23 protein-coding genes and 2 tRNA genes are annotated in these 24,731 nt (G+C 42.1%); all 25 read left to right on the top strand.

The features are described from left to right. The first annotated feature begins 18 nt into the window (after positions 1-18). The 25 genes from ridA to V6Z54_RS06935 all read left to right on the top strand — a co-directional run bounded on the left by ridA (position 19) and on the right by V6Z54_RS06935 (position 24,731). Positions 19-396: a 2-iminobutanoate/2-iminopropanoate deaminase gene (ridA, locus tag V6Z54_RS07055; protein WP_024425639.1), complete on the top strand. Its 378-nt coding sequence runs from the start codon at positions 19-21 to the stop codon at positions 394-396. Between the two features lie 225 nt (positions 397-621). After that, a complete protein-coding gene (gene spoVG / locus V6Z54_RS07050) occupies positions 622-918 on the top strand; it encodes a septation regulator SpoVG (protein WP_008357439.1) in 297 nt (98 codons plus the stop codon). Positions 919-1,116: 198 nt separating this feature from the next. Next, positions 1,117-2,487 (top strand): bifunctional UDP-N-acetylglucosamine diphosphorylase/glucosamine-1-phosphate N-acetyltransferase GlmU, encoded by a 1,371-nt coding sequence (gene glmU / locus V6Z54_RS07045; protein ID WP_338527847.1) that lies wholly within the window; start codon positions 1,117-1,119, stop codon positions 2,485-2,487. A 22-nt stretch (positions 2,488-2,509) separates the two neighbouring features. After that, positions 2,510-3,463 (top strand): ribose-phosphate diphosphokinase, encoded by a 954-nt coding sequence (locus tag V6Z54_RS07040; protein WP_024425641.1) that lies wholly within the window; start codon positions 2,510-2,512, stop codon positions 3,461-3,463. A gap of 137 nt (positions 3,464-3,600) precedes the next feature. After that, positions 3,601-4,227, top strand: a complete 627-nt coding sequence (locus V6Z54_RS07035; RefSeq protein ID WP_073979318.1) for a 50S ribosomal protein L25/general stress protein Ctc — start codon at positions 3,601-3,603, stop codon at positions 4,225-4,227. Between the two features lie 140 nt (positions 4,228-4,367). Next, positions 4,368-4,934 carry an aminoacyl-tRNA hydrolase gene (pth, locus tag V6Z54_RS07030; RefSeq protein WP_024425643.1) on the top strand — a complete coding sequence of 189 codons (567 nt, stop codon included), beginning with the start codon at positions 4,368-4,370 and terminating at the stop codon, positions 4,932-4,934. Between the two features lie 55 nt (positions 4,935-4,989). After that, positions 4,990-5,220 carry an anti-sigma-F factor Fin family protein gene (locus V6Z54_RS07025; protein ID WP_003217967.1) on the top strand — a complete coding sequence of 77 codons (231 nt, stop codon included), beginning with the start codon at positions 4,990-4,992 and terminating at the stop codon, positions 5,218-5,220. Between the two features lie 68 nt (positions 5,221-5,288). Next, positions 5,289-8,822, top strand: a complete 3,534-nt coding sequence (mfd, locus tag V6Z54_RS07020; RefSeq protein ID WP_041085314.1) for a transcription-repair coupling factor — start codon at positions 5,289-5,291, stop codon at positions 8,820-8,822. A gap of 139 nt (positions 8,823-8,961) precedes the next feature. After that, a complete protein-coding gene (spoVT, locus tag V6Z54_RS07015; RefSeq protein WP_003217990.1) occupies positions 8,962-9,498 on the top strand; it encodes a stage V sporulation protein T in 537 nt (178 codons plus the stop codon). A gap of 179 nt (positions 9,499-9,677) precedes the next feature. Beyond that, positions 9,678-11,282: a polysaccharide biosynthesis protein gene (locus V6Z54_RS07010; RefSeq protein ID WP_338527846.1), complete on the top strand. Its 1,605-nt coding sequence runs from the start codon at positions 9,678-9,680 to the stop codon at positions 11,280-11,282. Beyond that, positions 11,272-12,756: a nucleoside triphosphate pyrophosphohydrolase gene (mazG, locus tag V6Z54_RS07005; RefSeq protein WP_059376741.1), complete on the top strand. Its 1,485-nt coding sequence runs from the start codon at positions 11,272-11,274 to the stop codon at positions 12,754-12,756. Before V6Z54_RS07010 ends, mazG begins: the two co-directional genes overlap by 11 nt. Then, a complete protein-coding gene (locus V6Z54_RS07000) occupies positions 12,753-13,013 on the top strand; it encodes an RNA-binding S4 domain-containing protein (RefSeq protein ID WP_008341839.1) in 261 nt (86 codons plus the stop codon). The genes mazG and V6Z54_RS07000 overlap by 4 nt, the downstream gene beginning before the upstream one ends. A gap of 73 nt (positions 13,014-13,086) precedes the next feature. Beyond that, positions 13,087-13,395, top strand: coding sequence for a sporulation protein YabP (gene yabP, locus V6Z54_RS06995; protein ID WP_024425646.1), 309 nt, complete (start codon positions 13,087-13,089; stop codon positions 13,393-13,395). Next, positions 13,392-14,030, top strand: coding sequence for a spore cortex biosynthesis protein YabQ (gene yabQ, locus V6Z54_RS06990; protein ID WP_041085305.1), 639 nt, complete (start codon positions 13,392-13,394; stop codon positions 14,028-14,030). The genes yabP and yabQ overlap by 4 nt, the downstream gene beginning before the upstream one ends. Before the next feature lie 18 nt (positions 14,031-14,048). After that, a complete protein-coding gene (locus V6Z54_RS06985) occupies positions 14,049-14,423 on the top strand; it encodes a septum formation initiator family protein (protein ID WP_003217952.1) in 375 nt (124 codons plus the stop codon). 82 nt (positions 14,424-14,505) lie between these two features. Next, complete coding sequence (locus V6Z54_RS06980) at positions 14,506-14,901, top strand: S1 domain-containing RNA-binding protein (protein WP_008357409.1); 396 nt, start codon at positions 14,506-14,508, stop codon at positions 14,899-14,901. A 177-nt stretch (positions 14,902-15,078) separates the two neighbouring features. Next, a tRNA-Met gene (locus tag V6Z54_RS06975) sits at positions 15,079-15,152 on the top strand. 25 nt (positions 15,153-15,177) lie between these two features. Next, positions 15,178-15,249 (top strand) — tRNA-Glu (locus V6Z54_RS06970). Between the two features lie 203 nt (positions 15,250-15,452). Further along, positions 15,453-17,936 carry a stage II sporulation protein E gene (gene spoIIE / locus V6Z54_RS06965; protein ID WP_041085302.1) on the top strand — a complete coding sequence of 828 codons (2,484 nt, stop codon included), beginning with the start codon at positions 15,453-15,455 and terminating at the stop codon, positions 17,934-17,936. Positions 17,937-18,012: 76 nt separating this feature from the next. After that, positions 18,013-18,750 (top strand): VWA domain-containing protein, encoded by a 738-nt coding sequence (locus V6Z54_RS06960; protein WP_034325063.1) that lies wholly within the window; start codon positions 18,013-18,015, stop codon positions 18,748-18,750. Continuing rightward, complete coding sequence (locus tag V6Z54_RS06955) at positions 18,734-19,741, top strand: serine/threonine protein kinase (protein WP_041085345.1); 1,008 nt, start codon at positions 18,734-18,736, stop codon at positions 19,739-19,741. The genes V6Z54_RS06960 and V6Z54_RS06955 overlap by 17 nt, the downstream gene beginning before the upstream one ends. Positions 19,742-19,837: 96 nt before the next feature. Then, positions 19,838-21,241, top strand: a complete 1,404-nt coding sequence (gene tilS, locus V6Z54_RS06950) for a tRNA lysidine(34) synthetase TilS (RefSeq protein WP_269104254.1) — start codon at positions 19,838-19,840, stop codon at positions 21,239-21,241. A gap of 15 nt (positions 21,242-21,256) precedes the next feature. Next, entirely contained in the window at positions 21,257-21,796 is a 540-nt protein-coding gene (hpt, locus tag V6Z54_RS06945) for a hypoxanthine phosphoribosyltransferase (RefSeq protein WP_008357399.1), read from the top strand. 95 nt (positions 21,797-21,891) lie between these two features. Beyond that, the gene (ftsH, locus tag V6Z54_RS06940) at positions 21,892-23,793 is read left to right on the top strand and encodes an ATP-dependent zinc metalloprotease FtsH (RefSeq protein WP_034284252.1); all 1,902 of its coding nucleotides are present in this window, start codon (positions 21,892-21,894) and stop codon (positions 23,791-23,793) included. 161 nt (positions 23,794-23,954) lie between these two features. Next, positions 23,955-24,731 (top strand): type III pantothenate kinase, encoded by a 777-nt coding sequence (locus tag V6Z54_RS06935; protein ID WP_039175940.1) that lies wholly within the window; start codon positions 23,955-23,957, stop codon positions 24,729-24,731.

Genomic DNA, 24,731 nt, shown 5'->3' with positions numbered 1-24,731 from the left:
TGAATGGGAGAGATTGATATGACAAAAGTTGTTCAAACTAAACATGCACCAGCAGCCATTGGACCTTACTCTCAAGGAATTATTGTCAATAACATGTTTTACAGCTCAGGGCAGATTCCATTAACCCCAGCTGGAGATTTTGTTAATGGAGATATTAAAGAACAAACACATCAAGTATTCCGTAATCTTGAGGCTGTACTTGAAGCAGCAGGTGCTTCCTTTGAAACAGTCGTGAAAGCAACTGTTTTCATCAAAGATATGGAACAATTCGCTGAAGTGAATGAAGTGTACGGTGAGTATTTCCATACACATAAGCCAGCTCGTTCATGCGTGGAAGTGGCAAGACTTCCAAAAGATGCGCTTGTAGAAATAGAAGTAGTTGCACTAGTAAAATAAAACAGGCACTCTCGATGAAAGCCGTTTGGTTTCATCATATGCAGGGAAAGACATCATCATGATGTCTTTTTTCATGCTGAGGATGTAAGCGTCGTCACGAATATGACAAATAATGTATAAATATCCCGATATTTCAAAAAAAGTTTAAAAAAAGAGCAGGAGAATCACCACGATCGTTGAATACCTAAGTAATGCTTTTATATTGGGAAAAGGTGGTGAACTACTGTGGAAGTTACTGACGTAAGATTACGCCGCGTGAATACCGATGGTCGCATGAGGGCGATTGCATCCATCACGCTGGACCACGAATTTGTTGTTCATGATATTCGTGTGATTGATGGAAACAATGGGTTGTTTGTTGCAATGCCTAGCAAACGCACGCCTGATGGAGAGTTTCGCGATATTGCACATCCAATTAATTCAAGCACTCGGGGTAAAATCCAAGATGCTGTATTAAATGAATATCATCGCTTAGGCGAAGAGGAAGAAACAATTGAATATGAAGAAGCTGGAGCTTCTTAAACATACTTAAACCTAAAAAGACGGCTTTAAGAGAAAATGAATGTTTTCTTTTAAATGCTGTCTTTTTTGCGTTCTTTCTCTTGTTTCTTAAGTCTTTCATTTGTTAGAAAATTATTGTACTTCCTTATGTATCCTTGAAATCAGTCTTTATTTAGGATATATTTTTCTATGGATAATAGGGATATTGGAGGCCAATCAATGGATAAGCGGTTCGCAGTGATTTTAGCAGCGGGAAAAGGAACGAGAATGAAGTCGAAGCTATATAAAGTACTTCATCCAGTTTGCGGAAAGCCAATGGTCGAGCATGTGGCAGATGAAGCGTTAAAGCTTTCTTTAGCCAAGCTAGTGACGATTGTCGGTCATGGAGCAGAGGACGTCAAAGAGCAGCTTGGAGACAGAAGTGAGTATGCACTTCAAGAAGAACAGCTGGGAACAGCCCATGCCGTCAAACAAGCAAAGTCGTTCCTCGCGCAGGAAAAGGGAACAACCATTGTCATTTGTGGTGATACGCCATTATTGACAGCGGAAACAATGGAAGCCATGTTAAGCGAGCATCAAAAACATCAAGCGAAAGTCACTATTTTAACAGCACATGCGGATGATCCGACAGGCTATGGCCGAATTATTCGTGACGAAACAGGTGCTGTCGTAAAAATTGTGGAGCATAAAGATGCGAACGATGCAGAGCGTCAAGTGAATGAAATTAATACAGGGACTTATTGCTTTTCAAATGAAGATCTCTTCCGTGTGATTGAGCAAGTGTCGAATGAAAATGCACAGGGTGAATACTACTTGCCAGACGTCATTGAAATTTTAAAAAATGAAGGGCAAACAGTTGCAGCTTATCAAACACCGCATTTTGAAGAAACACTTGGAGTTAATGACCGTATCGCTCTATCACAAGCAGAGCAATTCATGAAGCAACGTATTAATCATCAGCATATGAAGAATGGTGTGACCTTGATTGATCCTGAGAACACGTATATTTCGCCAGATGCTGTCATCGGTGAAGATACAGTTATTTATCCTGGGACGGTCATCAAAGGGAATGTAAAAATCGGTGCAGACGCCACTATTGGGCCAAACACTGAAATTGTTGACAGCATCGTCGGAGATCGAACAGTCATTAAGCAATCTGTCGTCTGCGATAGTGAGGTTGGAGTTGATGTGACAATTGGACCGTTTGCTCATATTCGCCCGTTGTCGAAAATTGGCGATGAAGTGAAAATCGGGAATTTTGTCGAAATCAAGAAAACAGTTTTCGGAGACCGCAGCAAAGCATCTCATTTAAGCTACATTGGAGACGCAGAGGTCGGAACTGATGTAAATCTTGGCTGTGGTTCCATTACAGTCAACTATGATGGGAAAAACAAATTCTTAACGAAGATTGAAGACGGCGCATTTATTGGCTGTAATTCTAATCTCGTTGCACCAGTCACTGTCGGAAAAGGGGCATATGTTGCAGCCGGTTCAACGGTTACAGAAGATGTACCGCAGGATGCATTGTCTATTGCTAGAGCAAGACAAGTCAATAAAGAAGATTATGTGAAAAATATTCATAAAAAATAATCCAAATACCCGGAGGTTTACCATGTCTAATCGTTATGCTGATGCGAATTTAAAGATATTCTCTTTGAATTCAAACCCTGAACTTGCCAAAGAAATTGCCGATCGTATCGGAGTTGATGTAGGAAAGAGCTCTGTTAAACGCTTTAGTGACGGTGAAGTCCAAATCAATATTGAAGAAAGTATCCGCGGCTGTGATTGTTATGTCATTCAATCAACAAGTGCGCCAGTCAATGAGCATATTATGGAACTGCTCATTATGGTGGATGCGCTAAAACGTGCTTCTGCGAAAACTGTCAATATTGTGATCCCTTATTACGGATATGCACGTCAAGATCGTAAGGCAAAACCTCGTGAGCCAATCACTGCGAAGCTTTTTGCAAACTTGCTTGAAACAGCAGGTGCTACACGTGTGATTGCACTTGATCTTCATGCGCCGCAAATCCAAGGTTTCTTTGATATTCCAATCGATAACTTAATGGCTGTGCCAATCTTAACAAACTATTTCGAACAGAAGAACTTGAACGATATCGTTGTTGTGTCTCCTGACCACGGTGGTGTGACACGTGCGCGTAAAATGGCAGACCGCCTGAAAGCGCCAATCGCAATTATCGACAAACGCCGTCCAAAGCCAAACGTTGCTGAAGTCATGAACATTATTGGTAACATTGAAGGCAAAACGGCGATTCTGATCGATGATATCATTGATACAGCTGGTACTATTACACTTGCAGCAAATGCGCTAGTCGAAAATGGAGCAGCTGAAGTATATGCATGCTGTACGCACCCAGTATTGTCTGGACCAGCAGTAGAACGTATCACAAACTCTAAAATAAAAGAATTAGTTGTGACAAACAGTATTCAATTAACTGATGACAAGAAAGTTGGAAAATTCATTCCGCTTTCAGTTGGGCCTTTGCTAGCAGAAGCCATCATCCGTGTACATGAAGAAGAATCTGTGAGCTACCTTTTTAGCTAATTTTTTATTGAAAAAGGCCCTAGGCATCAGCTTAGGGTCTTTTTGCTTTCATCAATCACAGGCAAACATGTTTAAAATGATTCGGTTATGGGTAATTATGAGAGTAGTGACAAAAAAGAAATAGGATGGTGCTGAATATGGCAACTTTAAAAGCAAATAAAAGAACTGATTTCAAACGTTCCACACTGCAAAAAATCCGTCATTCAGGACACGTTCCTGGTGTCATATACGGAAAAAATACAGACAGCCTGGCTGTTTCATTAGACAGCATCGATTTATTAAAAACCTTACGTGATGAAGGGAAGAATACAATCATTACCTTAGACGTGGGTGGTGAAACGAAATCTGTGATGGTGACAGAGTTACAAACAGACCCGCTGAAAAACGAGCTTGTCCATGCTGATTTCCAAGTGGTTGACTTACAGCGTGAAATTGACGCGGATGTACCAATACAGTTGATTGGCGAGTCTAAAGGGGTAAAAGATGGCGGTGTGCTTCAGCAGCCACTATTTGAATTATCTGTTACAGCGAAACCAAAAGATATCCCTCAGAATATTGAAGCTGATATTACAAACTTAGAAGTCAATGATGTCTTAACAGTTGCTGATCTGCCTGTTCAGTCATCTTATCAAATCAATAACGATCAAGAAGAAGTCGTTGCATCCATTCTGCCGCCTCAGCAATCAGAGGTTCCTGAGCCAGATAGCGAAGAGGAGCCGCAAGAGCCTGAGGCCATTAAAGAAAAGGAAGACGATGGAGAATAACTGGTCATTTAGAGACGTAACCCTCCCGCGGTTGCGTCTTTTGTGCTAGAATGAAAAGAATTCATACGTTTTTCCATGAGGCAATCTGATTGGCTCATTTTTTAGGCGTGTGCTGTGTGACAAAGGAGGTTATTGGTTTCATGATTGCATTCGTTGGATTAGGTAATCCAGGAAAAGAATATGAAAAAACAAGACATAATGTCGGGTTTATGACAATAGATGAACTATCGAAAAAATGGGACATTCCTTTAAATCAGTCAAAATTCCATGGACAATTTGGAACTGGGTTTGTTTCGGGGCAAAAGGTTCTACTTGTAAAGCCGCTTACATATATGAACTTATCAGGAGAATGTGTGCGTCCGCTGATGGACTATTACGATATTCCCCTTGAACATTTGAAAGTGATCTATGATGATCTTGATTTGCCAACTGGCCGGATTCGCTTACGTACAAAAGGAAGTGCAGGGGGGCATAATGGAATCAAATCATTGATTCAGCATTTAGGGTCACCTGAATTTGACCGATTCCGTATCGGCATTGGACGTCCTCAAAACGGCATGAAGGTCGTTGATTACGTATTAGGACGTTTCTCAGAAGAGGAACAGCCTGACATCGCATCAGCCATTCAATCGTCTGTTGAGGCCTGTGAAGCGGCTTTAAAAAAGCCATTTTTAGAAGTGATGAATGATTTTAACAAGAAGGTATAAGAATGATAAGCAAAGCACATACTGATCATAAAATCTCAGCATGGGAGGATCACGTATGGCTTTGCATTATTACTGCCGCCACTGTGGTGTAAAGGTTGGCAGTCTAGATGAATCCGCTGTCCAAAGTGAAGCACTTGGATTTCATCACTTAACAAATGAGGAAAGAAACGATATGATTTCTTATAGGGAAAATGGTGATTTACATGTACAAACCATTTGTGAGGATTGCCAAGAGGCGCTCGAAAGAAATCCTGATTACCATCAGTATCATACTTTTATTCAATAAAAAAGCTTTGGTGTAGATATTAGACCAAAGCGTTTTTCTGTTTTAAACAAACAGGGAGGAGGAGCCAAATGAAAAACATACAATCATTTATCAAACAAAGTGATGATTTTCAGTCCATTTTTAATGGACTAAAGGAAGGGTTAAAAGAACAGCTGCTTGCCGGACTATCAGGCTCCGTCAGATCTTTATTTACAGCCGCGATATCAGACGAACTGAAGCGGCCAATGTTTATTGTGACTCACAATTTATATCAGGCACAGAAGGTAACAGATGATCTAGCAAGTGTGATGCCGGATCGCTCGGTTCTTCTTTATCCTGTCAATGAACTTATCGCTTCAGAAATTGCAGTGGCAAGCCCTGAGCTGAGAGCACAGCGTTTAGATGTCCTGAACCGGCTTGCGAATGGAGAAAATCCCATTATCGTCACTCCCGCTGCTGCGGTGCGCAGGATGCTTCCGCCAGTTGAGCTCTGGAAGGAGAGTCAGATCCATTTAAAGATCGGTGAAGAAATTGATTTGGAGGCGTTTTCAAAACAACTCGTACAAATTGGTTATGACCGGACGTCAATGGTTGCTGCGCCCGGAGATTTTAGTGTGCGCGGAGGAATCATCGACATCTATGCGTTAACAGAAGATCATCCAATCCGTATTGAACTGTTTGATACAGAAGTAGACTCGATTCGAACGTTTCATTCGGATACACAGCGTTCATTAGAAACCCTTCAAGAAATCAAAATAGGTCCTGCAAAAGAGCTGATTGTGAGAGGTCCTGAACGAGTGAGAGCCATTGAAGAGCTTGATCAAGGGCTGGCAAAGAGCTTAAAAAAATTCAACTCAGATCAGCAAAAAGAGCTGCTTCATCAAAATATTTCTGCTGATCGCGAGAAGCTGCTAGAAGGCATCGTGACACAGGAAATGACGAAGTACCTGTCCTATTTCTATGAAAAGCCTGCTAGTTTGCTAGATTACACATCGCAGGATACGATTATTATTTTAGATGAAATCAGCAGAATTCAGGAGATGGAAGAACAGCTTGAACAGGAGGAAGCCGATTGGACAATTAGTCTTCTTGAAGAAGGCAATATTCTTCATGATTTATCTCTTTCTTTCCCGTTCCAAGAACTGATCAATCATCAATCGAGGTCCATTCTGTACTACTCCTTGTTCCTGAGACATGTCCAGCAGACAAATCCGCAAAATATCGTCAATGTATCTAGTAAGCAAATGCAGAATTTCCACGGGCAGATGAATGTGCTAGCGAGTGAAATTGAACGCTATAAAAAACAACAATACACGGTTGTCTTCTTAGGTGCGGATGAAGAGCGGACAGAAAAGCTATCGTCTGTTCTGCATGATTATGACATTGAAGCTGCTCTTGCTAAAACGGATGCTGAGCTTGTGAGCGGACAGGTGTATATTTTACAAGGTGAACTGCAAACAGGCTTTGAACTGCCGTTATCAAAAATTGCTGTGATCACAGAAGGTGAACTCTTCAAGAAACGTGTGAAAAAGCAGGCACGTAAGCAAAAGCTGACCAATGCAGAGCGAATCAAGAGCTATTCAGAGCTTCAAGTCGGCGATTATGTGGTGCACATTAACCACGGGATCGGTAAATATTTAGGAATTGAAACGCTTGAAATCGGCGGCATTCATAAAGATTATTTAAATATTCATTATCAAGGAAGCGACAAGCTTTATGTACCAGTTGAACAAATTGATCAGGTGCAGAAATATGTAGGATCAGAAGGTAAAGAACCAAAGCTGTACAAACTTGGCGGCAGCGATTGGAAACGTGTGAAGAAAAAAGTTGAAACATCTGTACAGGACATCGCAGATGATCTGATTAAGCTATACGCAGAACGCGAGGCTAGCAAAGGATATGCCTTCTCGCCTGACCATGAGATGCAGCGCCAGTTTGAATCTGCGTTTCCTTACCAGGAAACAGATGATCAAATCCGTTCGATTCATGAAATTAAACAGGATATGGAGCGGGAACGTCCAATGGACCGTCTGCTTTGTGGAGATGTGGGCTACGGAAAAACAGAGGTGGCTATTCGTGCGGCCTTCAAAGCGATTGCTGATGGGAAGCAGGTAGCCTTGCTTGTTCCGACAACCATCTTAGCGCAGCAGCATTTTGACACAATCATGGACCGATTCCAAGACTACCCTGTCAAAATCGCGCAGCTGAGCCGTTTCCGTACAAGAAAAGAAACAACTGAAACGTTAAAAGGGCTGAAAAATGGAACGATCGATATGGTTATCGGTACACACCGTCTTCTTTCAAAAGACATCGTCTACAAGGATTTAGGGCTGTTGATCATTGATGAGGAACAGCGTTTTGGTGTGACGCATAAAGAGAAAATTAAGCAGATGAAAGCCAATATCGATGTACTGACACTAACGGCTACTCCAATTCCGCGTACGCTTCATATGTCCATGCTTGGCGTGCGGGATTTATCGGTTATTGAAACACCGCCTGAAAACCGATTCCCTGTTCAAACCTATGTGGTCGAGTATAATGGCGCTTTAGTCAGAGAAGCGATTGAGCGAGAATTAGCACGCGGCGGTCAAGTGTACTTCCTATACAACCGTGTTGAGGATATTGAACGAAAAGCAGATGAAATCTCCATGCTAGTCCCAGATGCAAAAGTCAGCTATGCGCACGGGAAAATGAGCGAGAATGAGCTGGAATCAGTCATGATCAATTTCCTTGAAGGTGAATCAGATGTATTGGTCAGTACCACCATCATTGAAACGGGAGTCGATATTCCAAATGTGAACACGCTCATCGTCCACGATGCCGATAAAATGGGGCTTTCTCAGCTGTACCAGCTAAGAGGACGAGTCGGACGTTCGAACCGTGTCGCTTATGCTTATTTCACGTATCGAAAAGATAAAGTTCTTTCTGAAGTTGCGGAGAAAAGACTTCAAGCTATTAAAGAATTCACAGAGCTCGGATCCGGGTTTAAAATTGCGATGCGTGATTTAACGATTCGAGGAGCAGGGAACTTACTTGGGGCTCAGCAGCATGGCTTCATTGATTCGGTTGGATTCGACCTCTATTCTCAAATGCTGAAAGAAGCCATTGAGGAAAGAAGAGGCGATACAACGGCTCAAGATAAATTCGAGCCAGAAATTGATCTGCAAATTGATGCGTACATCCCAGACACTTATATTTCGGATGGCAAGCAGAAGATTGAAATGTATAAACAGTTCAGAGCAATTGGATCGATTGAAGAGCGAAAAGAGCTTCAAGATGAAATGATCGACCGATTTGGTGAATATCCGCAAGAAGTGGCTGACTTGTTTACGATTGCGACAATGAAGGTGTATGCTGTCCAGGAACGTGTCGAGCTGATCAAGATGGAGAAAGGCATTGTCAGAATGACCCTTGATGAGCAAGCAAGCAGTGAAATCGACGGTCAAAAATTATTTGAGCTCGGCAGTAAATATGGACGTGAAATTGGGTTGGGAATGGAAGGCAGCAAGCTGATTATTTCTGTCCAAACGAAAGGCAAGAAAACGGAGGAATGGCTTGAGGTTGTTCTTAACATGCTTCGAGGCCTTCAAGATGTGAAAAAAGAAACCATTCCATCTTCATAAAATTTTGTTTGTCTCTCGTGTATATTACGTTTGATGTGACGGATACTAAACTCAGGGTCAAGTGGTGAATGTTGCATAAAGTGGACGCTTTTGTTCCATTCACCCAACACATCATCAAACGAAAGAGAGGCAGCAGTGAATGAAAGCAACTGGAATTGTACGCCGCATCGATGATCTAGGTAGAGTGGTTATTCCGAAGGAGATTCGCAGAACATTGCGCATCCGGGAAGGAGATCCGCTTGAGATTTTCGTCGACCGCGATGGAGAAGTGATTTTGAAGAAGTATTCGCCGATTAGTGAGCTAGGAGACTTTGCGAAGGAATATGCTGATGCATTATTCGACAGTTTGGGTCATTCCATCCTGATCTGTGATCGAGATACGTATATTGCTGTATCCGGCAGTTCGAAAAAAGAGTACTTAAACAAATCCATCAGTGATTTACTTGAACGAACAATGGATCAGCGTAATTCTGTGTTAGAAGAAAGCAAAAAAGAAATTCAACTTGTCGATGGTATTGATGATGACGTATCTGCTTATACCATTGCACCTATTGTTGCAAACGGAGATCCGATTGGCGCCGTCGTCTTATTTTCTAAAGAGCGTTCAATGGGAGAAGTGGAGCATAAAGCGGCAGAAACGGCAGCTGGCTTCTTAGCCCGTCAAATGGAACATTAGGTCTAATAACTCTATATCATTTTGATAAAACGAAAAAATGCCGATGAAATCATTTGATTTTGTCGGTTTTTTATATGGGATGAAACAAATCGGGACATGTGCCGTCTACTCCTTAGAAAGTAATTACGTATGATATAATGAGTTCGTTTAACTGTAGATCTATTTTAAAGGAGTCATCCATGAAAAATGCTGTGAATCAGCCGCATTGGCTTTTCCAGGGTGCGGTGATTTTGACCATCGCAGGCTTGTTATCAAAGATATTAAGTGCTGTTTACCGTGTCCCGTTTCAAAACATCGTAGGGGACACAGGGTTTTATATTTATCAGCAGGTATATCCTTTCCTTGGCATTGCCATCATGCTTGGTACAACAGGTTTTCCTGTCATGGTGTCCAAGCTTCTGAGTGAGCATGGGGAAGAGAATCGACGGATCATTACAAGGATATCCTTGGTATATATTACTTTACTGAGCCTAGTCTTATTTCTTTGTCTTTACATAGGAGCAGGCACAATGGCGAGCCTTATGGCAGATAGTCAATTAATTCTGCTCATCCAGATGAGTGCTTTTGTGTTTCTATTTCTGCCGCTCACTGTGATGCTGAGGGGAGTTTTTCAGAGTGACGGTCTGATGCTTCCAACGGCTGTTTCTCAGTTGATTGAGCAGCTCATCAGGGTAGGCGTCCTGCTTGTTTTATCTTTTTATTTCGTGAGGCACGGCTATTCGCTTTATGAAACAGGGGCGGGCGCGGTGTTCTCTTCTATCGCAGGAAGTGCGGCCTCGCTCATTTTGCTTCTTTTCCTTTGGCTGATCTATCGAAAGCAGTCTGCTGCAAGTATGTCAGGCAAACAGGCGACACTTCAAAAAAAAGATATTTTGAAGAGTTTGGTGCTGTATACATTGACGATTTGTGTCAGCGGTTTGCTTATTTTATGGATGCAAATGATTGATGCTTTTCATCTGTATGCATTGCTGCGCAGTGAGGGTCTCAGTGAAGCGGCGGCAAAGGCGGCAAAAGGTGTGTATGACCGAGGTCAGCCGTTCTTGCAGCTAGGGACGGTGTTTGCCATCAGCATCGGAACCTCTCTTGTGCCATTTTTATCGGCAGCCATGAGAAATGGGGAGCATGAAACGATACGGCAAAAAGTGCGGTCATCGGTTAAGACCACGTCTGTATTAGGGATTGGGTCAGCTGTTGGGCTGATTTGTATTTTATCACCAGTAAATACAATGCTTTTTCGTAATGATTTAGGCACAGATGCCCTGCAAATATTCTGTATATCGATTGCGTTTACGTCGATTGCCATTACGCAGGCGGCTTTACTGCAAGGGCTCGGACATACTGTGTATCCCGCTGTTGTGGTGATCATCAGCGTGCTGGTGAAATGGATTTTAACGATTGCGCTTGTTCCATTATTTGGCATCAACGGTGCCGCATGGTCAACTGTATGTGGTTTTCTCACAGCAGCCGTGCTCAATGCCGTTTATTTGAAGCATAAAGGATGGATTTCATTGAGAGAGCTATTCCCAGTGAAAATTCTTTTATCAGCTGCCTTCATGGCTGTGGTCTTAATGGGATATCAGGCTTTGTTTTCCTGGGTGATCCCTTTCGAAAAACGTCCGTTTTCCGTTTTAGAGAGCCTGACATCAGTTTTTATTGGTGGTTTCGCCTTTTTATATAGTATTCTTAAGCTAGAAGTATTCACGGAAGAGGAATGGAGACTCATTCCATTAGGAAAAAAGATTTTATATTTTAAACAGATGAGAGGGAATCAAAATGGCAGGTAAGATTACCGTCGTCGGTCTCGGGGCAGGCGACATGGATCAGCTGACGCTCGGTGTATATAAGCAGCTGAAGCAGGCGAAAGAAGTATATATGAGAACGCAGGATCATCCGCTTACCGCAGAGTTAATGCAGGAGGTCCCATCTCTCACCTTCTTTGATGAAATTTATGAAAAGCACGATCAGTTTGATCAGGTGTATCAGGAAATTACCGAAATATTATTTGCAGAGGCAGCGGAAAAAGACATTGTGTACGCAGTACCTGGTCATCCGTTTGTGGCAGAAAAGACCGTACAGCTGCTCGTCGCTGGGCAGAAAGAGCGCGGGATCGAGGTGTCTGTCGCTGGTGGACAAAGCTTTTTAGATGCGACATTCAACTCCTTGCAGATTGACCCCATCGAAGGATTACAATTCGTTGATGCAGGGGATATGAGAGCGGATGATCTGAAATTAACCCAGCACGTCCTGATTTGTCAGGTATATGATCAGATGACAGCATCGAATGTGAAGCTCACGCTGATGGAAAAGCTTCCTGACGATTATGAAGTTTATATTGTGACTGCAGCTGGAAGCAGTCAGGAACAGATTACTGCCGTTCCTTTATTTGAACTTGATCGAGATGTGTCGATAAATAACTTAACAAGTGTTTATGTTCCTCCGATTCAAGATGAACAGCTGCTTTATCAACAATTTGACACCTTCCGTGACGTTATACGTACATTAAGAGGTCCGGGCGGCTGTCCATGGGATCAAAAACAAACCAATGAGTCACTTAAACCATATTTAATTGAAGAATGCTATGAGCTGCTTGAAGCGATAGATGAAGATGACCCAGATCATATGGTGGAAGAGCTTGGCGATGTGCTGCTACAGGTGCTACTTCACGCTCAAATTGGCGAAGATGACGGTTATTTCTCAATCGATGACGTCATTCAGCATGTCACAGAAAAAATGATTCGGCGACACCCCCATGTGTTTGGTGACACGAATGTTTCTGAGGCAGCAGATGTGGTGGCCAACTGGGAAAAAATCAAGCAGCAGGAGAAGCCAGAGCGGACCGGTTCTATTTTGCAATCGATTCCGGCGACACTTCCAGCACTAACAAAGGCATATAAGCTCCAAAAGAAAGCCGCCAAGGTAGGCTTTGATTGGACAGATGTTCAAGATATTTGGAACAAATACGAAGAAGAAAAGCAGGAATTTCTCGTTGAAGTGGCAGAGAAGACGGACGAAGGTGCAACGAAGCAGATGAAAGATGAATTTGGAGATCTTTTATTTGTTCTCGTCAATATTGGACGCTTCTATCACCTAGAGCCTGAAACGGCGCTCGCTTCTGCCAACACAAAATTCATGCGGCGCTTTCAGCATATCGAACAAAAAGCAAAGGACATGGGACGTTCATTAGATGACTTAACGCTAGAGGAAATGGACGATCTCTGGAACGATGCGAAACGTATAGAAAGAGGTGAACATACATGAGATTAGATAAGTTTTTAAAAGTGTCCCGTTTAATTAAAAGAAGGACATTGGCAAAAGAAGTAGCTGATCAAGGCAGGATTTCTATTAACGGAACACAGGCGAAAGCAAGCTCTGACGTGAAAGAAGGAGATGAGCTGCAAATCCGCTTTGGTCAAAAGCTAGTGACTGTTCAAGTCAACGAGTTAAAGGACACGACAAAAAAAGAAGAAGCGGCTGGCATGTATACTGTGCTAAAAGAAGAAAAAACAGCAGAATAGGGCTTGTTCTAAATGACCCTCTTATCACATACAATGCAGTAACATGCAAGTATGAGATATGGGGGATGTATAAATGAATCAATATTATAATCAACCTCAAGGCACGAAGCTGTCATCAGACGCGGAGCACAATGTCACAATGCGAAACAGAAAGCATTTAGATATCACTGGTGTCAAACAAGTGGAAAGCTTTGATAGTGAGGAATTTCTGCTGGAGACGGTCATGGGGATTCTCGCCATCCGCGGAGAAAATCTGCAAATGAAGAACCTAGACGTCGAAAAGGGCGTTGTGTCGATCAAAGGGCGTGTCTTTGATTTAATCTATGTTGATGAACAGCACGGGGAGAAAGCTAAAGGATTTTTTAGCAAGCTGTTTAAATGACGCTGACAGTCCAGTTTTATACGATGCTTTCCATGGCGGCGATGGGCATCTGGCTGGGCGCATCGCTTGATACGTACAAGCTGTTTGTGAACCGGGAAAAAACAACAAAATGGCTTTTGGCTATACACGATCTTCTTTTTTGGATGGTACAGGGTCTCTTGTTCTTTTACGTCCTGCTGCTGACAAATGAGGGAGAATTCAGGCTTTATATTTTTCTAGCCGTTGCTCTAGGTTTCTCGATGTATCAGGCATTGATGAAATATCTGTATCTCAAGATTCTCAAGTTTATCATGATGTGTGTATATCAGACCGTTCTCTTCCTGAAAAGGCTGGTCATGTCGATTGTCTTCCAGCCGATCCGCTGGATGATCACATTGGTCATAAGTGCTATTCTGTTCTTGCTCCACTCGCTCTTACGTCTAGTTCGTTTTACGTTTCGGCTCGTGTGGAAGGTGCTGTCGATTGTTTGTTATCCGCTCATCTGGTTACTCAATGTGACCATTATTCATCGGATTCCCGAAAAATGGCGAACATCAATGAGATTGTTTTTCTCAAAAGGAGCAGGAATTTTACGAGGGGCCAAGAAATTATCTGGTACCATCAAAACGAAATGGAAACAATTCTGGACAAAGTAAGAGAGGAGGCCTTCAACCTTGAACAAGAGAAAAAGAAATATCGCACAAATTCAAAATGATTATCAAAAACAAATGGAACAGCAAGCACAGCGCTTAAAACGCAAACGTCGCGGACTCCTTAGAAGGCTTACCGTGTTTGGTGTGATCGTGCTCATGTTTGCTGTCTTGGTGACAAGTGCCCTCTGGTCGCAATCGTCTTCACTAAAGGAAAAAGAAGAGAAGAAGGTTGCACTCGAAAAAGAGTTGAAGCAATTACAAACAAAGCAGGAAGATATTTCTGATGAAATTAAGAAGCTGAAAAGCAAGGAATACGTACTCGAACTGGCACGACGGGACTATTATATGTCCAAAAAAGGCGAAAAAATCTTTGATGTGGGCAATAAGAGCGATTAGCCTTGTTGACACTTAAAATTCAGTTTATGTATAATTGAACAAATGAGATTTTTTTATAAGTCTAAGGAGGAGCACTTTTTTTATGTCGATTGAAGTTGGCAGCAAGTTACAAGGGAAAGTTACGGGCATTACAAATTTTGGAGCTTTTGTGGAGTTGCCAGGCGGTTCAACTGGTCTCGTTCATATCAGTGAGGTAGCCGATAACTATGTAAAAGATATTAATGAGCATTTAAAAGTCGGTGAACAAGTTGAAGTGAAAGTGATTAACGTTGAAAAAGACGGTAAAATCGGCTTGTCCATTAAAAAAGCAAAAGATCGTCCTCAACAACAATCAAGACCAAGCAGAAATGATTTCCGTCCGAAGGAATCGTTTGAACAAAAAATGAACAAATTCTTAAAAGATAGCGAAGATCGCTTAACATCTTTAAAACGTAACACGGAATCAAAACGTGGGGGGCGCGGAGCAAGAAGAGGTTAACTTGTTGCTGCTTTCTATATATTTTCACAACAAAGCATCTGCTGTTCAGCAGGTGCTTTTTTTCATGATCTATCCTACATTTTTTGAGATTTCGTCATTTAATTTAAAACTTTCTATTGACGGACAAGCGAATCCTTTGTATTATAGTTCTTGTGCTTCTTAGCGCATTATTATTATGGCGGTGTAGCTCAGCTGGCTAGAGCGTACGGTTCATACCCGTGAGGTCGGGGGTTCGATCCCCTCCGCCGCTATCCTTTTAACTAGAACATAAAGCAAGGCCCGTTGGTCAAGCGGTTAAGACACCGCCCTTTCACGGCGGTAACACGGGTTCGAATCCCGTACGGGTCATCTTCGAAACAGCTTTCTATAGGAAAGCTGTTTTTTTGTGCTTTCGTAAAATTCTGATGAAAGACATCGACTTTCATGAAAGTATGCCTCTTTGACGAATAAAGCGTCGAACGTTTTATGGAAACGACAACTTCTTTTGACAAAATTTCTTTTTCACATTCGCTATAATGACAAGCAACGAATATCAGGTGGGGGATGAGAAGATGGAAAAACTAGAAAGAAGAACTGATTTAACAGGAGCGGGGTTTGAAAGAATCAGTGCGGGGTTAAAAAAGATGAAAAACCTGTTTCTTCATCACACGCATTCTCTTTTTTTCTATAAAGGGTTTATTTATGTTGTTCTAGGCTTTTTATTAGGACGAGCCTTTATATTATCTGAAATTATGCCGTTTGCTCTGCCTTTCTTTGGTTCCATGCTGCTTATTAAAAGAGATAAGGCAATGCTTGCTTGTCTCGCTTTACTCGCTGGGGCGATGACGATATCACCTCAAAATGCATTGTTTGTGTTTGCATCGCTGCTCATGTTTCTCCTTGTGTCAAAGGTGGTTTCTTTCATCATCAAAGACCCAGTGAAAACATTACCGGTTGTCATTGTTCTCTCAATGCTGATCACCCGAGGAGCGTTTGTTTACCTAGAGCAAGGTGCTGTGCAAAGCTATGATTACGTCATGGCGGGTGTCGAAGCAGGACTTGCCTTCATTTTGACACTGATTTTTCTTCAAAGCCTGCCGATTTTTACAGTCAGGAAAATGAAACACTCTTTAAAGGTCGAAGAAATTATTTGTTTTATGATTTTAATTGCCTCAGTTTTAACTGGACTTGCTGGGATCTCATTTCAAGGGATGCAGGCAGAGCATATTTTGTCACGTTATGTAGTGCTGACCTTTGCTTTTATTGGCGGAGCCAGTATTGGTTGTACGGTCGGTGTCGTGACAGGATTAATTCTCGGTCTCGCCAACATTGGAAACCTTTATCAGATGAGTCTTCTTGCCTTTTCAGGTTTATTAGGCGGATTGCTGAAAGAAGGAAAGAAAGCAGGGGCAGCCATCGGCTTAATTGTGGGTTCCTTACTCATTTCACTGTATGGGGAAGGGTCAGCAGGTCTCATGACCACATTGTATGAATCACTTATAGCGGTTGCACTCTTTTTACTCACGCCACAATCAGTCACCTCCAAGGTAGCGAAATACATTCCTGGTACGGTAGAGCATGTACAAGAACAGCAGCAATATGCTCGGAAAGTACGAGACGTGACAGCAAAAAAGGTAGACCAATTCTCTAATGTATTTCATGCGCTGTCTGAGAGTTTTGCGACATTTTACGAATCCATTCCTGAAGAGAAGAAGCAGGAAGAGGATGTAGATCTTTTTTTAAGTACGATCACAGAACGATCCTGTCAAACGTGCTATAAGAAAAATAAATGCTGGGTGCAGAACTTTGATACAACCTATGAACTAATGAAACAAGTTATGCATGAATCTGATGAAAAAACATATGAGCATAACCGAAAATTGAAAAAGAAATTTAGTCAGCACTGCTCGAAATCAAAACATGTCGAAGAATTGATTGAAGAGGAAATCGCTTACTATAAAGCCAACCAGACACTGAAGAAAAAAGTCCAAGACAGCAGACGTCTTGTGGCTGAACAGCTGATGGGGGTCTCGCAAGTGATGGAGGATTTTTCCCGGGAAATAAAACGAGAAAGAGAACAGCATTTTATTCAAGAAGAGCAGATGATAGAAGCGCTTCAGCACTTTGGCATTGAAATTCAGCAAGTAGAAATCTATAGCTTGGAGCAGGGGAATGTCGATATTGAAATGAGAATCCCATATTGCCAAGGTCATGGGGAATGTGAAAAAATCATTGCTCCAATGCTTTCCGATATTTTAGAAGAACAGATTTTAGTCAAAGCAGAGCAGTGTGCAGAGCATCCAACAGGCTATTGTCATGTTGTGTTTGGTTCTGCTAAATCATATCGAGTGGCTACAGGTGTGGCGCATGCAGCAAAAGGCGGAGGACTGGTATCAGGAGACAGCTACAGTATGATGGAGCTTGGTGCGGGCAAGTATGCCGCAGCTATTAGTGATGGAATGGGCAACGGAGCACGTGCTCATTTTGAAAGCAATGAAACGATTAAGCTGTTAGAAAAAATATTGGCGTCAGGTATCAATGAAAAAGTGGCGATTAAAACCATTAATAGTATTTTATCTTTACGAACGACGGACGAGATCTATTCAACATTGGATTTATCGATCATTGATTTACAGGATGCGAGCTGTAAGTTCCTTAAGATTGGTTCAACACCCAGCTTTATTAAACGGGGTGATCAGGTGATGAAGGTACAAGCAAGCAACTTGCCTATTGGCATTATTGATGAATTCGAAGTCGAGGTTGTGAGCGAACAGATGAAAGCAGGAGATCTATTGATTATGATGAGTGACGGCATTTTTGAAGGGCCAAAGCATATTGAAAATCATGATCTGTGGGTGAAACGGAAAATGAAAAGCTTTAAAACAGAAGATCCACAAGAAATTGCTGATTTATTAATGGAAGAGGTCATTCGAACAAGAGCAGGCCAAATTGACGACGATATGACGGTTGTTGTCATCAGGCTCGACCACAACACACCAAAATGGGCTTCCATTCCGACAGGTACATTCTATCTTGAGAAACAAGAGATTTCTTAAAATATCGTATAATATGAATTTCTTCTGGCGATGATGGGGATATAAGCATTCAGTTACAATCCCAGGAGGAATGAAGATGCGAAAAGGTCACGTCAACCAAATCTTATTGATTACAGATGGCTGCTCAAATCACGGGGAAGATCCGCTTGCGATTGCCTCATTGGCAAAGGAACAAGGGATTACAGTCAATGTCATTGGCATTATGGAAGAAAACAGACACGATCATGAAGCGATGAAAGAAGTAGAGGGGATTGCTCTCGCAGGCGGAGGCATCCATCAAGTTGTCTACGTCCAGCAATTATCTCAAACAGTACAAATGGTCACGAAAAAAGCGATGACACAAACCTTACAAGGTGTTGTGAATAAAGAATTGCAGCAAATACTCGGCAAAGACACTGAAATTGAAGAGCTTCCACCTGATAAGCGCGGGGAAGTAATGGAGGTTGTTGATGAGCTAGGAGAGACTGTTCACCTTCAAGTACTCGTGCTTGTTGATACAAGTGCAAGTATGAAACCGAAGCTGCCGACTGTCAAAGAAGCACTTATCGACCTTTCCATCAGTTTAAATTCAAGAATTGGAGAAAATCAGTTTGGGATGTGTGTATTTCCCGGGAAAAACTCAGATGCTGAAATTGTGTTGAATTGGACGCCTCGATTCGATTCATTATCATCTATTTTCCCAAAACTGACCACTGGAGGAATCACCCCAACGGGACCAGCACTTCGGGAAGCACTTCAGCATTTCAAATCAGTTCGCTCACGTAAAGGGCTGCTTGAAGCAAAGGAAGAGCATGATGATGAATTCGGTTTCTAACATCCCGTTAGGCACGGTGATTCAAGGGAAATGGCACCACCATCATTACCGTATTGTAAAAGAGCTTGGAAAAGGGGCGAACGGTGTTGTCTATCTGGCCGAATCGCCACATGGGCAAGCGGCCCTTAAAGTGAGTGATGACAGTATGCTCATTGCATCTGAAGTCAATGTATTAAAATCCTTTTCAAAGGCTCCTGTGAAAACCATGGGGCCTTCTTTTTATGATATGGATGATGCGATTTATCCCGGTATGCCTCAAAAACGCTCCTTTTACGTGATGGAATATGTTAGAGGCCCATTACTGCTTGAGTTTGTAAAACAAAAGGGTGATGAATGGATCGTTGTTTTGATGATTCAGCTTTTATCTAGCCTGGCTCATTTACATCAGGAAGGATGGATTTTTGGTGACTTAAAGCCTGATAATCTCATTGTTTCTGGTCCCCCTGCCACGATCCGGTGCATTGATGTGGGAGGAACGACAAAAGCGGGCAGGGCAATTAAGGAGTATACCGAGTTTTTTGATCGAGGCTATTGGGGATTCGGCTCACGAAAAGCTGAACCAACTTATGATTTATTTGCCCTGACCATGGTGATGGTTAACTGTGCGTATAAGAAAGAATTCAAAAAAGGAGCAGAACCAGAAAAGCAGCTTTATCGAGCCATTGAAGGACATCCTTTATTAAAGCGATATGAAAGGGTGTTAAAGGCTGCTTTACAAGGTAAATATCAATCAGCAGCAGACATGAAAAGTGCGATGCTGAAAGAAGGACAGCTGATTGAATCAAGAAAATCGCGCCAAAAGAAGCAACAGCAAAAAAACGCGCCAAAACCCGCTGTTAATCAAAATCAACAAGTGGCTTCACGATCGCGGGCTGCAGCAGCAAAAAGAACGTCAGTACGTAAAAAATCAGGCGGACTTTTTGAAACCATTCTTATCGTGTGCAGTGTACTCGCCCTTTACTGTGCATATGTGGTTTTGTTCCTGTTATAGAGCTGTAAAAAAGCAGGCTTCTTCTTTGCTTGGAGCTACTGAAAGTGATAGGATATGTATATCTTTAAATTACCTGCTCTTTGTGAGGAGGAAGTTGTGAATAGAATTGAATCTTTTTTGAAAAAACATGATGTTTACCTTGAAAATACGACAGTCATTGTCGGGGTTTCCGGCGGACCGGATTCTATGCTCTTACTGCATGAACTTAACAAGCGTCGCAAAGGTTCCTATCAGCTGATTGCAGCCCATGTAGATCACATGTTCAGAGGAGAAGAGTCCTTTGCTGATTTGGCATTTGTTGAGGCTTACTGTAAAGAGCACGAGATCCCTTTTGAATCGTCCCGCATACAGGTCACCCAATATGCAAAAGAAAACCGCTTAAACAAACAGGCAGCTGCAAGGGAGTGCAGATATGCTTTCTTTCGTCAATTGATGGAGCAATACAACGCTCAATTTATAGCGCTTGCACATCATGGAGACGACCAAGTAGAAACAATGATGATGAGACTTGCGAGAGGAACTGTTGGTATAGGACTCGCGGGTATCCAAGCAAAACGTCCTTTTCAAAATGGATGGCTGATTCGTCCGCTCATTGGATACTCTAAGGACGACGTGCTAAAAGCTTGTGAAAAAGAACATGTTCCCTATGTCATTGATCAAAGCAATCATACAGATGACTACTTGAGAAACCGGGTAAGAAGACACATTCTTCCCGTGTTAAAAGAAGAGGCACCTCATGTACATGAAAGCTTTCAGTTTGTAAGTGACATGCTGACTGAGGATGAGCAATACTTGCAGGCTTTAACAAAGGAACAAATGAACCAAGTGATAACGAGTCAATCGCCTAAGCAAATTGAGATCAAAACGAAGCCTTTGCTTGACCTGCCTTTGCCTTTACAAAGAAGAGGCATTCAACTAATATTAAACTATCTTTATGAAAACACTCAATCAGCGTTTTCAAATCAGCATATTCTAGGGACTTTAGACTGGTTATCTCATACTGATCAACCGTCTGGATCATTAGATTTGCCAAAAGGTTTACAAGCTGTCAAGTCTTATGATCACTGTATGTTTACCTTTGAACGATCGCATGTAGTAGACCAGTCTTATGCTCTTCACTTAAAGGTTGAGCTCGGAGAAGAGCTTTTTCTCCCAAATGGACAGTCTATCGTCGTATCAAATCATGTTCCGAAGGATGCACGGAACGGAAACCATTTTTTCTTGCTTCAAAAGGATCATGTTCGTCTCCCTTTGATCATTCGCTCACGAAAAAATGGTGATCGAATCAAACTTAAAGGGATGAATGGATCAAAAAAGGTGAAGGATATATTTATTGATAAAAAAGTGCCTCTTGCAGAAAGAGACAGCTGGCCGATCGTCACTGACTCGGATCATCAAATCATCTGGATCCCAGGTCTGAAAAAATCTGTTTTTGAAGAAATTGATATGACAAACAGCGATCTCATTGTATTACAATATAGACAGCACGAAAATTTGTAGGGGGCAAGCAAAAGCATGAAACAAGATATTGAAAAGATTTTGATCTCAGAAGAAGAGATCCAGCAAAAAGTGAAGGAGCTGGGTGCAACATTAACCAGCGATTATGATGGTAAATTTCCCCTGGCTATTGGTGTTTTGAAAGGGGCTCTTCCATTCATGGCAGACCTAATCAAACACATTGATACATATTTAGAGCTTGATTTTATGGATGTATCTAGCTACGGAAAGTCTACCGTATCTTCTGGAGAAGTAAAGATCATTAAGGATCTAGATACTTCTGTTGAAGGAAGAGATATTTTGATTATGGAAGATATCATCGACAGTGGGTTAACTTTGAGCTATCTGGTAGAGCTTTTCCGATACCGTAAAGCAAATTCCATTAAAATTGTGACATTGCTTGATAAACCAAGCGGCCGCAAAGCAGACATCAAAGCAGATTATGTTGGATTTGAAGTACCAGATGCATTTGTTGTCGGCTATGGATTGGATTTCGCTGAACGTTACCGAAACCTCCCGTATATTGGAGTGTTAAAACCATCTGTTTACGAAGGCTGATCAGCATACGTATACATGAGGTTATTGGTTGTGTTGGAATGATTTTCTATGATACTATTGAACATAGTTGTGCTTACTGTGGGAGGAGGTAAGGAATGAATCGGGTTTTTCGTAATACGATTTTTTATATACTTATTTTATTACTTGTGATAGGGGTCGTTAGTTGGTTAGGATCCCCAAATCAAAAGCCTGAGAACATGTCTTACAGCAAATTTTCGCAAAATCTAAGTGCGGGAAAAGTGGAGAGTATCTCCATTCAGCCTGTAAGAGGGGTTTATGAAATTCGTGGTCAATTAGATGGCGCGAAGAAAGATCAATATTTCATTACCCATGTTCCAGATGGTCAAGGTGTTGACCAAATTTACAGTGCACTGAAGAATACAGATGTAAAAGTAGAACCAGCACCTGAAACAAATGGATGGCTGCAAGTTCTGACAACCATCATTCCGTTTATCATCATCTTTATCCTGTTCTTCTTCTTACTGAACCAAGCTCAGGGCGGCGGAAGCCGAGTCATGAACTTTGGTAAGAGTAAGGCGAAGCTTTACACAGAAGAGAAGAAACGTGTGAAATTTAAAGATGTTGCTGGTGCAGATGAAGAAAAGCAAGAGCTTGTAGAAGTGGTGGAATTCCTGAAGGATCCACGTAAATTTGCGGAGCTTGGCGCAAGAATCCCTAAAGGGGTTTTACTAGTAGGACCTCCAGGTACAGGTAAAACATTGCTTGCGAGAGCATCTGCAGGAGAAGCAGGCGTTCCTTTTTTCAGCATCAGTGGTTCTGACTTCGTCGAGATGTTCGTCGGTGTCGGTGCATCACGTGTACGTGATTTATTCGAAAATGCGAAAAAGAATGCACCTTGCTTAATCTTTATTGATGAGATTGATGCAGTGGGTCGTCAGCGTGGAGCCGGTCTTGGCGGTGGTCATGACGAGCGTGAACAAACGCTTAACCAGCTTCTTGTCGAAATGGATGGTTTTAGTGCCAACGAAGGTATTATTATCATCGCTGCGACGAACCGTGCAGATATTCTAGACCCTGCATTGCTGCGTCCGGGACGTTTTGACCGTCAAATTACGGTTGACCGCCCAGATGTTATTGGCCGTGAAGAAGTACTGAAAGTTCATGCGAAAAACAAACCGCTTGACGAGTCAGTCAACTTAAAAGCCATTGCAAGCAGAACACCAGGGTTCTCTGGAGCAGATCTTGAGAACTTACTAAACGAAGCAGCACTTGTTGCTGCCCGTCAAAACAAAAAGAAAATCGATATGCGTGATATCGACGAAGCGACTGACCGTGTCATCGCTGGGCCGGCGAAGAAAAGCCGCGTCATTTCGAAGAAAGAACGTAATATCGTGGCTTACCATGAAGCAGGTCATACCGTCATTGGTCTTATCTTAGACGAAGCGGACATGGTGCATAAAGTAACGATCGTTCCTCGTGGTCAGGCAGGCGGATATGCGGTCATGCTTCCAAGAGAAGACCGTTATTTCCAAACGAAGCCAGAGCTTCTTGATAAGATTGTCGGCTTGCTCGGCGGTCGTGTTGCAGAGGAAATTACGTTTGGTGAAGTAAGTACAGGCGCTCACAACGACTTCCAGCGTGCAACAGGCATTGCAAGAAGAATGGTCACAGAGTTCGGTATGTCTGATAAACTTGGTCCGCTTCAATTCGGTCAATCACAAGGAGGTCAAGTATTCCTTGGCCGTGATTTCAACAATGAGCCGAATTATAGTGAAGCGATCGCTTACGAAATTGACCAAGAAGTTCAGCGCTTCATTAAGGAGAGCTACGAACGTGCGAAACAAATTCTCACTGAGAATAAAGATAAGCTAGAAATCATCGCACAAGCCCTTCTAGAAGTTGAAACATTAGATGCTGAACAAATTAAATCTCTTTACGAAACTGGAAAGCTTCCAGAGCGTGTATACGCAGATGACGAAGAGAAAAACGATGATGTGAAAGTAAACATCAAGAAAAAAGAAGATGAGGAGATCTAATCTCCTTCTATGAAAGCTGCCGGGATCACCGGCAGCTTTTTTATTTCGATTCATGAATGGATCGGTTTCGAATTGTTTACAAATGGAACTCAATTCGTGTATGGTATGATAGAAAGTCGAAAAATGCTCTTTTTGAGAAACTATTCAAAGTGGTGATGAAGTTGTTACTCGTGATAGATGTAGGAAACACAAATACCGTTTTAGGTGTTTATCATAATGGCGATCTAAACTACCATTGGCGAATTGAAACAAGCCGTCATAAAACAGAAGACGAATTTGGTATGTCCATTAGGGCTTTATTCGATTATGTGGGGCTGATGTTTGATCAAATAGAAGGGATTATCATCTCGTCTGTGGTCCCGCCAATGATGTTCGCACTTGAAAGAATGTGCGAAAAGTATTTTCACCTAACACCCCAAATTGTAGGGCCTGGAATGAAGACTGGATTAAACATTATGTGTGACAATCCAAAGGAAGTCGGTGCAGATCGAATTGTCAACGCAGTAGCAGCAATTCACCTCTATGGGGCGCCTCTTATTGTGGTAGACTTTGGAACAGCAACAACCTACTGTTATATCAATGAACAAAAACAATACATGGGTGGAGCGATTGCACCGGGTATTACCATCTCAACTGAGGCTTTATATACAAGAGCGGCGAAGCTGCCGAGAATTGAAATTGTCCGTCCAGATCACATTGTTGGAAAAAACACCATCAGTGCGATGCAATCCGGCATTCTTTATGGATATGTTGGCCAAGTCGAGGGAATAGTGAAACGGATGAAGCAGCAAGCCAAACAAACACCGAAAGTCATTGCAACAGGCGGTTTGTCTACATTGATTGGAAATGAATCAGACTGTATTGATATTGTCGATCCATTCCTGACATTAAAAGGACTGCAGCTCATTTATGAACGTAATCGTGTCGGTGTATTATAG

It is taken from the genome of Bacillus sp. MAG717A (assembly GCF_036884855.1).
GTDB classification, from domain to species: Bacteria; Bacillota; Bacilli; order Bacillales; family Bacillaceae; genus Bacillus; species Bacillus safensis.
Note: the sequence above shows the minus strand (reverse complement) of the source record. Positions and strands in the feature narration are given on the sequence as shown.

Excerpts from the sequence above, each read along its gene's own strand:
- V6Z54_RS07040 (WP_024425641.1), top strand. The coding sequence starts at position 2,510 with ATGTCTAATCGTTATGCTGATGCGAATTTAAAGATATTCTCTTTGAAT.
- yabP (WP_024425646.1), top strand. The coding sequence starts at position 13,087 with ATGAATCAATATTATAATCAACCTCAAGGCACGAAGCTGTCATCAGAC.
- spoVT (WP_003217990.1), top strand. The coding sequence starts at position 8,962 with ATGAAAGCAACTGGAATTGTACGCCGCATCGATGATCTAGGTAGAGTG.
- V6Z54_RS07035 (WP_073979318.1), top strand. The coding sequence starts at position 3,601 with ATGGCAACTTTAAAAGCAAATAAAAGAACTGATTTCAAACGTTCCACA.
- pth (WP_024425643.1), top strand. The coding sequence starts at position 4,368 with ATGATTGCATTCGTTGGATTAGGTAATCCAGGAAAAGAATATGAAAAA.
- V6Z54_RS07010 (WP_338527846.1), top strand. The coding sequence starts at position 9,678 with ATGAAAAATGCTGTGAATCAGCCGCATTGGCTTTTCCAGGGTGCGGTG.
- V6Z54_RS07025 (WP_003217967.1), top strand. The coding sequence starts at position 4,990 with ATGGCTTTGCATTATTACTGCCGCCACTGTGGTGTAAAGGTTGGCAGT.
- glmU (WP_338527847.1), top strand. The coding sequence starts at position 1,117 with ATGGATAAGCGGTTCGCAGTGATTTTAGCAGCGGGAAAAGGAACGAGA.
- mazG (WP_059376741.1), top strand. The coding sequence starts at position 11,272 with ATGGCAGGTAAGATTACCGTCGTCGGTCTCGGGGCAGGCGACATGGAT.
- V6Z54_RS06980 (WP_008357409.1), top strand. The coding sequence starts at position 14,506 with ATGTCGATTGAAGTTGGCAGCAAGTTACAAGGGAAAGTTACGGGCATT.
- V6Z54_RS07000 (WP_008341839.1), top strand. The coding sequence starts at position 12,753 with ATGAGATTAGATAAGTTTTTAAAAGTGTCCCGTTTAATTAAAAGAAGG.
- hpt (WP_008357399.1), top strand. The coding sequence starts at position 21,257 with ATGAAACAAGATATTGAAAAGATTTTGATCTCAGAAGAAGAGATCCAG.
- ftsH (WP_034284252.1), top strand. The coding sequence starts at position 21,892 with ATGAATCGGGTTTTTCGTAATACGATTTTTTATATACTTATTTTATTA.
- V6Z54_RS06960 (WP_034325063.1), top strand. The coding sequence starts at position 18,013 with ATGCGAAAAGGTCACGTCAACCAAATCTTATTGATTACAGATGGCTGC.
- spoIIE (WP_041085302.1), top strand. The coding sequence starts at position 15,453 with ATGGAAAAACTAGAAAGAAGAACTGATTTAACAGGAGCGGGGTTTGAA.
- yabQ (WP_041085305.1), top strand. The coding sequence starts at position 13,392 with ATGACGCTGACAGTCCAGTTTTATACGATGCTTTCCATGGCGGCGATG.
- mfd (WP_041085314.1), top strand. The coding sequence starts at position 5,289 with ATGAAAAACATACAATCATTTATCAAACAAAGTGATGATTTTCAGTCC.
- ridA (WP_024425639.1), top strand. The coding sequence starts at position 19 with ATGACAAAAGTTGTTCAAACTAAACATGCACCAGCAGCCATTGGACCT.
- V6Z54_RS06955 (WP_041085345.1), top strand. The coding sequence starts at position 18,734 with ATGAATTCGGTTTCTAACATCCCGTTAGGCACGGTGATTCAAGGGAAA.